We start from the raw sequence: 13,505 nt of genomic DNA, 5'->3' as shown, positions 1-13,505 counted from the left end.
GCCCTTTTACTTATATTTTTTCAACTCTAACTTAGCTAACTGTTGTTTGTGAACTTCATCTGGACCATCCGCTAGCCGTAGTGTACGAGCATTTGCCCAATGTGCTGCAAGTGTATAATCACCGCTTACACCTGCGCCGCCAAGTGCTTGGATTGCCCGATCGATTACTCGTAAAGCAATAGTTGGTGCAACTACCTTAATCATTGCGATTTCAGTTTTTGCCACCTTATTACCAACGGTATCCATTTTGTAAGCTGCATGTAAGGTAAGTAATCGTGCTTGTTCAATTTCAATTCGTGAGTCTGCTATCCATTCTTGTACTACTCCTTGTTCTGATAACCTTTTTCCGAAAGCTACCCTTGATTGGACTCGGGTGCATAAATCTTCTAGCGCTCGTTCCGCCATACCAATTAGACGCATACAGTGATGAATTCTACCTGGACCAAGTCGTCCTTGTGCAATCGCAAATCCTTTACCTTCACCCCATATTATATTATCTATAGGAACTCTGACGTTTTCGTAGGAAATTTCAGCATGTCCATGTGGCGCATGGTCATAACCAAAAACAGAAAGCATACGTTTAATTTTTACACCTGGTGTCTCTAGTGGCACTAGAATCATAGATTGTTGTTCATGCCGTGCCGCTGAAGGATCCGTTTTACCCATCACGATTGCGATTTTGCAACGAGGATCTCCTGCTCCAGATGACCACCACTTACGGCCATTAATAACATATTCATCGCCATCTCGCCTAATACTAGCTTCAATGTTTGTGGCATCACTTGAAGCGACTTCAGGCTCCGTCATGGAAAAACATGAACGAATAGTACCATCGAGTAACGGTTTTAGCCATTGCTCTTTTTGTTTTGCTGATCCATAACGATCTAATACCTCCATATTGCCTGTATCTGGTGCATTACAGTTAAAAACCTCTGGACCAATCATGGAACGTCCCATTGCTTCGCAAAGTGGGGCATACTCTAGGTTTGTTAAACCTGCGCCATTACTACTTTCTGGAAGAAACATATTCCATAGTCCTTCCGCTTTTGCTTGACGTTTCATTTCTTCCATAACTGGAGGTACCTGTTCCCAACGAGTTTTTTGTTGATTTAGCTGTTCTTCGTAAACGCTTTCATTTGGATAAACATAATGTTCCATAAAGTTAGAAACCTTACTTTGCAGGCTTTTAACTTTATCCGAATATGAAAAATCCATTGTTTTCCCCCATTTTCATTTATATACTTACTAACCGGATAGTATGTTCAGAATATTATAGTTAATTATAAACAAATAAGGAGATAAATGCAATATTTACCTCCTATCCCTTATAATCATCCAAAAAATCCTTTTGAAAGCTAGTTCTTGGTTGATCGTGATTCTTTTCATTTTGTAATTTTTTAAATGGATTTTTTCCATATTTCTCGGAGAGTGTATCGATTACGGAATACAGCTTTTCTTTTTCAGCTTCTTTTTCGTAAGTGAACAAATCCAATTGATGTGCAATATGCTTTTTTTCTTCTGCATCTTGTACTGTAATGCCTAAGAGACGGATTGGCTCCATATTCCAATGCTTCTGTAACAAATCATTTGCTACGTGCAAAATATCTTCCTTTTTTTCGATATATACTTTTAATTTTCTACTACGTGTAATTGTTTTCAAATCATGATACCGGATCATTAATTGGACGCCACGACCAGCAGCATTTTTCCGCTTTAAGCGACGTTCTACATTATCAGCTAAAGATTGCATTAGTTTTTGAATTTCCATTTCATTTGTTGTATCGTTTGGTAATGTTTGTGAACTACCAATGCTTTTAAATTCATGGACAGCATCAGGGTCTACGGATCTCGTATCAATTCCGTTTGCACGATTTTTTAATCGTTCCCCGTTAATTCCCAATACACGTTTTAATTGATATACATCTGTATTTGCTAAATCACCAATCGTTTTTATTTCAACACTGTTTAATTTATTGGCAGTTTTTTCTCCTATTCCGTACATTTCTCCAACAGGAAGTGGCCATAGTTTTACAGATAAATCTCTTTTTCGTAGAACAGTAATTCCCATCGGTTTTTTCATATCTGACGCCATTTTGGCCAAAAATTTATTAGGAGCTATACCTATACTACAGGGCAAGTCTAACTCCGACTTTATTCTTTGTTGAAGACTTTCAGCAATCGTAAGCGGGCTACCTAAATCTTGGCACTCAGATATGTCCATATAGCCTTCATCAATGGATACTGGTTGTACATGTGGAGTGATATCAGCTAACATTTTGAACATTTCTTTTGATGCCATTCGATATCGTTCAAAATTTGGTCGCATAACAATCAAATTGGGGCAAAGTTTTCTAGCTTCCCACAATGGCATCGTTGTTTTTACTCCCTTTGCACGTGCTTCGTAGCTACTCGTCACGATAATACCTCTTCGTTCCTCGGGATTCCCCGCAATTGCAAGTGGCTTTCCTTTAAGTTTTGGATTGTACGCCATTTCGACCGAAGCATAAAAACAATTCATATCAATATGAAAAATAACGCGACCTTTTTTTGGATACCATTCTGACATAATCAACACCCTTTTCACGAACGGTTGTTTCTATATTGATTATAGCATAAAGTGTAACTCCATTCAGAGCAATTTTGTTATCTTCACTACTATCCGTTAACGTTTGATAATCAAAAAAATCTAGTTCAGTAGGTCCATCTACGTATAAACTGCGAATGAATCCATGGACTAGTCCTTAGCGGACACAGAAGACGCTACTTTTATTATTCGCACCTGTTTTATGGGTTAAGAGGACACAGGATGCGTTATTTAGGTGAAAACAGGTTGAAACAGTCTTATTTCATTAAATAGCGCATCCTGTGTCCGCGAACTGACACATTTGCCCCAAATTTGCTCAAATAAGAAATCTGGTGTCCGCTCAGTTTATTTTCCCTACGAGTAATCTTAGATTCTTTATTTTAATGTTGCTTTAGTATCTATTAAAAAAGCCCTTATAACACAAAATGGTTATAAGGGCTTTGGTAATTTATTTTGTTGTTTCGACGACGATGGCAGTAATTAATTCAGAGATTTTAACCAAATCTTCTACTGCGATTCGTTCATTTGTTGTATGGATATCTTCATACCCTACTGCCAAGTTAACTGTTGGGATTCCATGTCCAGCAATAACATTTGCATCGCTACCGCCACCGCTAGTTAGTAAGTTACTTTCTCGACCAATCGCTTTAGCAGCATTTCGTGCAACTTCTACTACTCGATCACCCGCTTCTTGTTTAAATCCAGGGTACATAACTTGAACATTTACTTCAGCAGATCCACCAAATTCTTTTGCAGTGGATTCAAAGGCTTGTTTCATTTTTTCCACTTGAGCTTCCATTTTTTCTGGCACAAGTGACCTAGCTTCGGCAAGGATTTCAACATAATCACACACGATGTTCGTTTGTTTTCCACCCTCAAAACGGCCGATATTTGCAGTCGTCTCATCATCAATACGTCCAAGCGGCATTTTGGAAATAGCTTTCGCAGCAAGTGTAATAGCTGATACTCCTTGCTCTGGTGCAACACCAGCATGTGCCGTTTTTCCTTTCATGATGGTAAAGATTTTTGCTTGGGTTGGGGCAGCGACGATGATGTCACCAACGTTACCATTACTATCAATCGCGTACCCATATTTAGCGTTTAATAACGAAGCATCCAATGCCTTGGCACCTACTAAGCCTGACTCTTCGCCTGCAGTAATAATAAATTGAATATCACCATGCTCGATATTATTTTCTTTGAGACTACGTACCATCTCTAATATCGCTGCTAAGCCAGCTTTATCATCCGCTCCTAGTATAGTCGTGCCATCAGAAACGATATATCCATCTTTAATTGATGGTTTAATACCGTTTCCAGGAACAACTGTATCCATATGTGCGGTAAAATATATTGGATCAATTGAATTTTTTGTACCTTTTAGTGTACAAATTAAGTTATTTGCACCATGACCTGTTTCTTCTTTGCTGTTATCCTCGACAACCTCAACACCTAAATCGGTAAATTTCTTTATTAACACTTCTACAATTTTTTCTTCATGTTTTGTTTCGGAATCAATTTGTACTAACTCTAAAAATTCTTCTACAATTCGTTCTTTATTTACAGTAATCATTGGTACCTCCTATGATTCATCTAAAATCATTTTTAAGCATTGTTGTTTTTAACATACTAAAGCGGAATATTTCCGTGCTTTTTCTTCGGGCGATCCTCTTGTTTGTTGTAGAGCATTTCTAGTGCTTGCATTAATTTAACTCGTGTTTCTCTTGGGTCAATAACATCGTCAATCATGCCAAGTCCTGCTGCTACATAAGGATTCGCAAATTTTTCACGGTACGTATCAATTTTTTCCTGTCTAGTCTTTTCAGGATTTTCACTTTCAGCAATTTCTTTAGCGAAAATAATGTTAGCTGCGCCTTCTGGTCCCATAACCGCTATTTCCGCATTAGGCCATGCATACACTAAATCAGCACCAATTGATTTACTATTTAACGCAACATAGGCTCCACCAAATGCTTTTCTTGTAATAATGGTAATTTTAGGTACTGTCGCTTCAGAATATGCGTATAAAATCTTAGCACCATGACGTATTATTCCACCATGTTCTTGCTTTACACCGGGGAAGAATCCAGTAACATCTTCAAATGTAATCAGTGGGATATTGAATGAATCACAGAATCGAATAAATCTAGCAGCCTTGTCACTAGAATCAATATCCAATCCACCCGCTAGGTATTTTGGTTGATTACAAACAAGCCCCACAGATTGGCCATTAATTCGTGCAAATCCCACTACAATATTTTTAGCAAATTCTTTATGAATTTCAAAAAAGCTGTTCTGATCCACGACTTGTTCAATTACACGTTTTACATCATAAGGGCGAGTTGAGTCAAAAGGTACGATATCGGTCAAATCTTGACACATATTATCGCGTTCAGTTACCTGTACAAAATCAGGCTTTTGTTGATTGTTTGCAGGTAAATAAGTAAGTAGATTACGTACGGCATCTAGTGCTTCCTCTTCACTCGAAGCTTTAATATGTGCATTTCCACTTTTAGAATTATGTACGTCCGCTCCACCTAATCCTTCAGATGAAATTTTTTCCCCGGTTACTGTTTCAATTACTTTTGGTCCAGTAATGAACATTTGCGATGTTTTCTCTACCATTATAACAAAGTCAGTAATCGCTGGTGAATACACCGCACCACCAGCACTTGGACCAAGTATTACGGAAATTTGCGGAATAACACCTGAATAAATTGAATTACGATAAAAAACTTGACCATATCCATCTAGTGAAGATACGCCTTCTTGAATTCTAGCACCACCTGAATCGTTTAAACCAATAAAAGGCACACCGCTTTTTGCTGCTAAATCCATAACTGCTGCAATCTTTTTACCGTGCATCTCACCTAGTGCACCACCATATACAGTGAAGTCCTGTGCAAACAAATAGATTGGCTTTCCGTTAATTTTACCGTAACCAGTTACAACACCCTCGCCCTTTGCGTTAGAAGTGTCCATCCCGAAGTCAGTTTCCCTGTGTTCCATAAAAGGATTCAACTCCACAAATGTTCCTTCATCTAAAAGGTAATCAATCCGTTCCCTGGCTGTCTTCTTGCCTTTAGCGTGTTGTTTTTCAATTCTTTCGTCACCACCACCAAGTTCAACTTGTCTTCTTTTATCATATAATTCATTAATTTTATCAAAAATATCCATTATTTTTCACTTCCCTCGTTTGGCTGACATAATTCAACCAGTACTCCGTTTGCTGCTTTAGGATGAATAAAGGCAATTTCACTGTTATGCGCACCTTGCTTTGATTGTTCATTTATTAATTTGATTCCGTCCGCTTTATATTGCTGTAACCTTGCATTAATATTGTCTACTTCAAGTGCAACGTGATGAATTCCCTCACCTTTTTTATCAATAAATTTTTGAATAGAAGAAGTTTCCGATAAAGGTTCTAGTAATTCAAAGCGAGTTTCTCCAATCTTAAGAAATGCGACCTTAACTCCTTCTGATTCAACGGTTTCAACTCCCTCTAAATCTAATCCAAGGGTTGTTGTATAAAAAGGAAGTGCTTGATCAATTGAATTAACCGCAATTCCAATATGTGCAATTTTTGAAGGTTGACTAAACGTCGAAGAATTAGGGTTAATCAATTGTTTAATATAGTAGGCTAATGCATCCGTAGAAGAACCACTAGTAAATATTTGTTTAACCCCTTTTTCGAGTAAGAAAGGAATATCCTCACTTGGAATAACCCCCCCACCAACAACTGGGATATCAGCAGCGTTCCGTTTCTCCAATTCCTCAATCACCTTTGGAAATAGTGAACGATGCGCACCAGATAAGGATGAAAGGCCAATAACATCAACGTCTTCTTGAATCGCCGCTTGTGCGATTTGAACTGGGGTTTGTCGTAAACCAGTATAAATTACTTCCATACCATGATCTCGTAGTGCTTGTGCTATGACCAAAGCTCCACGATCATGGCCGTCTAGACCCGGCTTTGCAATTAAAACTCGTATTTTTCCCATTTGTCTCTCTCCTCCTCTACATACCGGTGTATTGACCGAATTCATCACGTAAGACGTTACAGATTTCGCCAACTGTAGCATAGGCTTTAACTGCATCAAGAATATGTGGAATTAAGTTAGCATCCTCTGTTTTCGCTTTATTTCTTAAAACAGATAATAATTCATCCACTTTAGCTTGATCTCTTTCCGAGCGTATCTTATGAAGTGATTCAATTTGTGCCTGTTCTAACGCTTCGTCAACCTTTAATAAATCAGGATTTACTTCTTCATCTAATTTGTATTTATTAAGACCTACGATAATTTCTTCTTCTCTTTCAATTCTTTTTTGCGTTTCGTATGCATTATGGTGGATCTCGCGTTGCATGAAACCTTCTTCAACAGCTTGAACAGCTCCACCAATTTCTTTTATCTGCTCTAAATATTTATTTACTTCTTCTTCTATGTTATCCGTTAGTTCTTCGACGTAATATGAACCCCCTAGTGGGTCAACGGTATCAGCAACACCACTTTCATTAGCTATGATTTGCTGTGTACGAAGAGCAATTCTAGCAGAATCTTCAGTCGGTAACGAAAGTGCTTCATCACGAGAATTTGTATGAAGACTTTGTGTTCCACCCATAACTGCTGCCAATGCTTGAAGGGTAACTCGTACAACATTGTTGTCTGGTTGTTGTGCAGTAAGTGTTGATCCACCAGTCTGCGTGTGGAATCGTAATTTCCAACTTTTCGGATTTTTTGCTTGATACTGTTCCTTCATTATCTTTGCCCAAATCCGTCGAGCAGCACGAAACTTAGCAACTTCTTCAAAAAAATTGTTGTGTGCGTTAAAGAAAAATGCTAATCGTGGTGCAAAGTCATCAATTTCTAAACCTGATTGTAATGCAGCATCAACGTAAGCCATTCCGTTTGCTATTGTAAATGCTAACTCTTGTACAGCAGTAGAACCAGCTTCACGTATATGATAACCAGAAATACTTATTGTGTTAAATTTCATCGAATTTTCTTTGCAGTATTCAAAAATATTCGTAATCAAGCGCATTGACGGTTTCGGAGGAAAAATATACGTACCACGTGCAATGTATTCTTTTAAAATATCATTTTGTATGGTGCCTGTTAATTTTTCAATAGGAACTCCTTGTTTTTCACCGACAGCTATATACATACATAATAGTACAGAAGCAGGGGCGTTTATTGTCATGGACGTACTTACTTTATCTAACGGAATTTGATCTAAAAGCTGCTCCATGTCATGTAACGAATCGATAGCTACCCCCACTTTACCAACTTCTCCTTCAGACATGACGTCATCAGAGTCATATCCGATTTGTGTAGGCAAATCAAACGCTACCGATAATCCTGTCTGTCCTTGATCGAGTAAATAACGAAAACGCTTGTTTGTTTCTATCGCTGAACCAAATCCAGCATACTGACGCATCGTCCAATATCTACTTCGATACATCGTTGGTTGAATACCACGAGTGAAAGGATACTCGCCTGGATAACTAAGCTCCTTTTCATACTGTTGATCTGACTTTGGATAATATAAGCGATCAACTTCGATTTCCGATGATGTATGGAACTTTTCTTTTCGTTCAGGAAAGCGCTTAATTGTTTTCTCTACTGACTGTTCCCAATTAGTTCTATGGGATGTGGTAGATTCATTATTCTTCATATATGATAGCCTCCATATTTTATTGAGTGATAATTCATACAACTATTCTTTTGTTTAGACTTGTCCAATCCTTAAATAAACGGTAAAATACAATTAGTATTTGGATTTAAGGAGGATTAGCTGTGGCAAAGAATCAAACACATACACCTAGAAAAGCTTCAAAGCGTGAACGTAGATTAAAAATCATCATCTATATTATGATTTTAGCAATGGTACTATCAACTCTGACTGCTGGATTAGCATTTTTTGTAAATTAATAAATGGGGTACCGGAAAATTATTTCCGGTCTTTTTTATTTACATCGCTTGTTTTAAATTTATTTTTAATAATTAAGTATTCCTCTATTTCCCTCAATAGTCGAAATAAATTGGCTCTAGTTTCAAATTCTTCACGTGTCTTTGGAAGTTGCTCATCATGAAAGTTTTTTTGAAGCTCCGCTAATTCACTTAAAAAGAGAGAAGCTGTATTACCAGGATGAACTGCTTCTGATAATTTCTCAAAAAATGAAGCAATTGCAACCGATAACTGATCAGTTTTTGGCAATCTACTTACGAGTGGCAGCATTTTTTTGAGCAACTCAAATTGTTTTTTTCTCATTTTAAAGTAATCATAATAGGGATGTTTCGATCTTAATAAATGGTTTTCACGATCTAGTGATACCAAATTCATTGCTTCATCTAATATTTCCTCAGTTCGAGTTATTTCTTTTCCATCCCATACCTTACTGTTATCACATATGTAAAGAGAAATTTCTTGCAAAATTACTTGAAAATTATTCTCTAATTCTATCTGCTTCTTCTTCAATTTGTTATCAAGACTTGGCATATATAAATTTAATAAAAGTGCTGTTCCTACCCCAACAATTATTAGTAAAAATTCATCTGCTATAAATGCTAGTGTAATTTGTTCTAGACTATATAAGTTTAAAATAATGACCGAACTTGTAGCGATACCAGGAGATATTTTTAGATAAACTGTAACTGGAATAAATAATGCAAAGGTTATACCAACCACAATAGGATTATAACCCAATGTTTCAAATAGCGCGAAAGAGAATACCATTCCTATTGTACAAGCTAAAAACCGATGCCAAGCACTCAGTACCGATTGTTTACGTGATGGTTGAATACATAGAAGAGTAAGAATACCTGCAGAAATAAAGTTTGTTAATCCCAATAGTTGAGCAATCGTAATTGCTAGAGGTGTACCAATAGCAGTTTTTATTGTTCGATAACCAATTTTCACAGCCTAGTTCCCCTTCATCTATGTAAAGTCAGTTTCCTGGTTTAATAAAATGAGGCTGACCCAGAGTATAAAGAGACAGCCTCACTATAACTAGATTATCTAGTTAAATTATATTTCTTCACAGTGTTCATCAAAGACTTTTTGAAGTTTTCCTACTACATCTACTGCTGAAAATCCTTCAATATCATGACGTTCTAACATCGTCACAATTTTGCCGTCTCTTAGGAATGCAAAGGATGGTGAAGAAGGTGGATATCCTTCAAAATACTCACGTGCCCTTTCTGTTGCATCTTTATCCTGACCGGCGAAAACTGTTACTAGATGATCTGGTCGTTTATCATAATGAATAGCATTTGCTGCAGCAGGTCTAGCTACCCCTCCAGCACAACCACATACTGAATTGACCATTACAAGTGTAGTGCCTTCCCGTTTCATTGCAGCATCTACATCTTCGGTAGTCATAAGTTCCTCGTAGCCAGCCTCTTTTATATCTGAACGTGCAACATCAACGACATCTTTCATAAATAGGTTAAAGTCCATTTGAACATTCATCCCCTTATACTAATTAGTTGCTATTTAAGCTATCAATAGCTTATCAATTTTATATCTAGATTTCAATTCAAATAACCTATTCTTAGTATACATTTGTTGTATTGTTATTCATATTTTCAAGAATTTCCTTAACACGAGCTAAGAAATTACCACATACCAACCCGTCTAAAATACGGTGATCTAAAGAAAGTGATAAGTTTACCATATCTCGTGCGGCAAACATACCATTTACAATCATTGGTCGTTTTACAATAGACTCCACCTGTAAAATAGCGGCTTGTGGATGGTTGATCACTCCCATTGAGTGGATGGAACCAAACGATCCTGTATTGTTAACGGTAAATGTGCCACCCTGCATGTCTGCAGATGTTAATTTACCAGAACGCGCTTTTGAGGCAAGTTCAGAAATGTCTTTTGCAATACCTTTAATGCTTTTCTCATCAGCGTGTTTAATAACAGGTACAAATAATTCTTGATCTTTTGCAACCGCGATTGATAAATGGATATCTTTTTTCTGGATAATTTTATCACCAGCCCACATACTGTTTAGTTGTGGATATTCTTTTAATGCTTGTGCAACAGCTTTTACGAAAAACGCAAAGAAAGTAAGACCAAATCCTTCTTTTTGTTTAAATTCATTTTTTACAGAATTACGATACGTTACAAGATCTGTTACATCTACTTCGACAGTCATCCAAGCATGTGGAATTTCTGTTTTAGAACGCACCATATTTTGTGCAATAACTTTACGAACACCAGTTACAGGAATTTCAATATCTCCAGCCTGGGATGTTGGAGCAGGTGCTGATGCTGCTTTTGGTTCTTTTGTTGGTGTAGAATCAACTTGTTTTTCCTGTTCTGGTGCAGAAGCTGTTTCATCAGCTTTAGGCATTTCACCAGAAGCAATAATTTTCTCGATATCTTTTCTTGTAATTCTTCCACCCTTACCAGTACCAGTAACTTGCGCTAAGTCAATATCATTATCCTGTGCTAGTCGTAAAACTGCAGGAGAATAACGTTTTTTCATGGACTGATCTTGTTCTTCACTTGCAGGTTCTGCTTTTTCATCTGTTTTACTTTCTTCTTTTGGAGAACTTTCTTCAGAACTACTAGAACCACCTTCTGTGTCGATATAACACATTAATTCTCCTACTTCAATTGTATCTCCTTCTTGAGCAACAAGTTCCTTAATCACACCTGTAAAAGAAGACGGTACTTCAGCATTAACTTTATCTGTCATAACTTCAGCAATTGGATCGTATTTGTTAACTTTATCTCCTACTTGTACAAGCCAAGAGCTAATCGTTCCTTCTGTTACGCTTTCTCCTAGCTGTGGCATCGTAATTTTTTCAGAAGCCATTTTATGTCCCTCCTTTAATGTCATTTAAAATTCAGCAAGTTCACGAATTGCCTTTTCTACTTTATCTGGATTAATCATAAAATATTTTTCCATTTTCGGTGAATATGGCATTGCAGGTACATCTGGTCCTGCTAACCGTTGAATTGGTGCATCTAAATCAAATAAACAATTTTCGGCAATAATTGCTGCTACTTCACCGATAATACTTCCTTCTTTGTTGTCTTCAGTGATCAGCAATACCTTTCCTGTCTTTTTAGCTGCTTCAATTATTCCTTCTTTATCTAGAGGATACACAGTACGTAGGTCTAAAATATGCGCATCAATGCCTTCATCAGCTAACTTCTCAGCTGCTTGAAGAGCAAAATGAACTGCTAAACCATACGTAATAATCGTAACGTCTGATCCTTCACGTTTTACATCAGCTTTTCCAAGTGGAAGTACGTAGTCATCTTCAGGAACTTCACCTTTCAGTAAACGATAGGCACGCTTATGCTCAAAAAACAACACAGGATCGTTATCACGAATAGAAGCTTTTAACAGACCTTTTACATCATATGGAGTAGATGGCATGACAATTTTCAATCCTGGTTGGTTAGCAAATACAGCTTCCACTGATTGTGAGTGATATAGTGCACCATGAACACCACCACCATATGGAGCGCGGATTGTCATCGGAACGTTCCAATCATTGTTTGAACGGTAGCGGATTTTTGCTGCCTCTGAGATTATTTGGTTTACAGCAGGCATAATGAAATCAGCGAACTGCATCTCAGCTACAGGACGCTTTCCGTACATCGCTGCGCCAATCCCAACACCTGCAATCGCAGATTCAGCGAGTGGTGTATCAAGTACACGAGCATCGCCAAACTCATCGTACAAACCTTTGGTAGCACCGAACACGCCACCCTTTTTACCTACATCTTCCCCTAAAACAAATACATTTTCATCACGTTGCATTTCTTCTTTTAATGCTGTTGTAACAGCTTGAATATATGACATTACTGGCATTTTATCGTTCCCTCCCTACTCTTCATATACGTACTTCAATGCACTTTCAGGTTCTGCATATGGTGCATTTTCTGCGTAATCCGTTGCTTCGTTTACAATATCGCCAATTTCACCGTTAATCTCTTTTTCTAATTCATCCGTTAAGATTCCTATTTCTTTTAAGTACGCTGCGAATGTTATAATAGAATCTTTCTTTTTCGCTTCCTCAACTTCTTCACTATCACGATACTGTCGATCATCATCATCACTAGAATGTGCCGTAAGACGATACGATACAGCTTCGATTAATGTAGGTCCTTCACCTTTTATTGCACGTTCTCTCGCTTCCCGAACCGCTTCAAAAACTGCTAGTGGATCATTTCCATCAACAGTAATTCCCGGCATACCGTAACCAATTGCACGATCGGAAACCTTTTCTGCAGCTAATTGACGTTCAATCGGAACAGAAATTGCGTATTTATTATTTTCTACCATCGTAATTACTGGCAGTTTATGTACTCCAGCAAAGTTTAAGCCTTCATGAAAATCTCCCTGATTCGACGAACCTTCACCAAGCGTTACAAAAGATACGATCTCTTTTTTCTCCATTTTTGCAGCAAGTGCAACACCAACTGCATGTGGTAATTGAGTGGTAACTGGAGAAGATCCTGTAAGAATTCGATTTTTCTTTTGTCCGAAATGGCCAGGCATCTGACGTCCACCTGAATTTGGGTCTTCTTCTTTTGCAAAACCGGATAGCATAAGATCCTTCGCAGTCATTCCAAACGCAAGAACTACTCCCATATCTCGGTAATAAGGAGCTGTATAATCTTCATCGCGATTTAGTGCAAATGACGCCCCTACTTGTGCTGCCTCTTGTCCTTGACATGAAATTACAAATGGAATTTTACCAGCACGGTTTAATAGCCACATTCTTTCATCAATTTTTCTTGCTAACAGCATCGTTTTAAACATTTCTAACACTTGATCATCCGACAAACCCAATGCTTTATGACGATTTTCAGTCATTTTAAATTTCCCTCCTCTTTTTGTCTAGCTACGGCTTCTAGCGTCTAGCAAATAGATATTCAGGATGAACGTAGG

Annotated in this window: 12 protein-coding genes; 1 reads left to right on the top strand and 11 read right to left on the bottom strand. The window is 37.6% G+C overall.

Annotated elements, in window-relative coordinates:
• Positions 1-6: 6 nt before the first annotated feature.
• From ACY9Z2_RS07695 to ACY9Z2_RS07670, 6 genes are all read right to left on the bottom strand, one after another.
• Positions 7-1,215, bottom strand: coding sequence for an acyl-CoA dehydrogenase family protein (locus ACY9Z2_RS07695; protein WP_463609044.1), 1,209 nt, complete (start codon positions 1,213-1,215; stop codon positions 7-9).
• A gap of 103 nt (positions 1,216-1,318) precedes the next feature.
• Complete coding sequence (locus ACY9Z2_RS07690) at positions 1,319-2,566, bottom strand: DNA polymerase IV (protein WP_463609043.1); 1,248 nt, start codon at positions 2,564-2,566, stop codon at positions 1,319-1,321.
• A 466-nt stretch (positions 2,567-3,032) separates the two neighbouring features.
• A complete protein-coding gene (locus ACY9Z2_RS07685; RefSeq protein WP_463609042.1) occupies positions 3,033-4,157 on the bottom strand; it encodes a M20/M25/M40 family metallo-hydrolase in 1,125 nt (374 codons plus the stop codon).
• A gap of 56 nt (positions 4,158-4,213) precedes the next feature.
• Positions 4,214-5,761 carry an acyl-CoA carboxylase subunit beta gene (locus tag ACY9Z2_RS07680; protein WP_463609041.1) on the bottom strand — a complete coding sequence of 516 codons (1,548 nt, stop codon included), beginning with the start codon at positions 5,759-5,761 and terminating at the stop codon, positions 4,214-4,216.
• On the bottom strand, positions 5,761-6,585 hold the full coding sequence (mce, locus tag ACY9Z2_RS07675) for a methylmalonyl-CoA epimerase (protein ID WP_463609040.1): 825 nt from the start codon (positions 6,583-6,585) through the stop codon (positions 5,761-5,763). Before mce ends, ACY9Z2_RS07680 begins: the two co-directional genes overlap by 1 nt.
• A 16-nt stretch (positions 6,586-6,601) precedes the next feature.
• Positions 6,602-8,257: an acyl-CoA mutase large subunit family protein gene (locus ACY9Z2_RS07670; RefSeq protein WP_463609039.1), complete on the bottom strand. Its 1,656-nt coding sequence runs from the start codon at positions 8,255-8,257 to the stop codon at positions 6,602-6,604.
• Between the two features lie 122 nt (positions 8,258-8,379).
• On the opposite strand from ACY9Z2_RS07670, the gene prli42 reads away from it, so the two are divergent.
• Positions 8,380-8,514, top strand: coding sequence for a stressosome-associated protein Prli42 (gene prli42, locus ACY9Z2_RS07665; RefSeq protein WP_463609038.1), 135 nt, complete (start codon positions 8,380-8,382; stop codon positions 8,512-8,514).
• A 19-nt stretch (positions 8,515-8,533) separates the two neighbouring features.
• Here prli42 and ACY9Z2_RS07660 read toward each other — a convergent pair whose 3' ends face one another.
• The 5 genes from ACY9Z2_RS07660 to ACY9Z2_RS07640 all read right to left on the bottom strand — a co-directional run bounded on the left by ACY9Z2_RS07660 (position 8,534) and on the right by ACY9Z2_RS07640 (position 13,430).
• The gene (locus tag ACY9Z2_RS07660; RefSeq protein WP_463609037.1) at positions 8,534-9,502 is read right to left on the bottom strand and encodes an aromatic acid exporter family protein; all 969 of its coding nucleotides are present in this window, start codon (positions 9,500-9,502) and stop codon (positions 8,534-8,536) included.
• A gap of 108 nt (positions 9,503-9,610) precedes the next feature.
• Positions 9,611-10,042: a BrxA/BrxB family bacilliredoxin gene (locus ACY9Z2_RS07655; protein WP_463609036.1), complete on the bottom strand. Its 432-nt coding sequence runs from the start codon at positions 10,040-10,042 to the stop codon at positions 9,611-9,613.
• A gap of 94 nt (positions 10,043-10,136) precedes the next feature.
• On the bottom strand, positions 10,137-11,414 hold the full coding sequence (locus ACY9Z2_RS07650; protein WP_463609035.1) for a dihydrolipoamide acetyltransferase family protein: 1,278 nt from the start codon (positions 11,412-11,414) through the stop codon (positions 10,137-10,139).
• 24 nt (positions 11,415-11,438) lie between these two features.
• Positions 11,439-12,422, bottom strand: a complete 984-nt coding sequence (locus tag ACY9Z2_RS07645) for an alpha-ketoacid dehydrogenase subunit beta (protein ID WP_463609034.1) — start codon at positions 12,420-12,422, stop codon at positions 11,439-11,441.
• A gap of 15 nt (positions 12,423-12,437) precedes the next feature.
• On the bottom strand, positions 12,438-13,430 hold the full coding sequence (locus tag ACY9Z2_RS07640; protein WP_463609033.1) for a thiamine pyrophosphate-dependent dehydrogenase E1 component subunit alpha: 993 nt from the start codon (positions 13,428-13,430) through the stop codon (positions 12,438-12,440).
• Positions 13,431-13,505: the final 75 nt, after the last annotated feature.

It is taken from the genome of Virgibacillus sp. GM2-2 (assembly GCF_055329585.1).
This window is presented reverse-complemented; position numbering and strand designations above follow the sequence as displayed.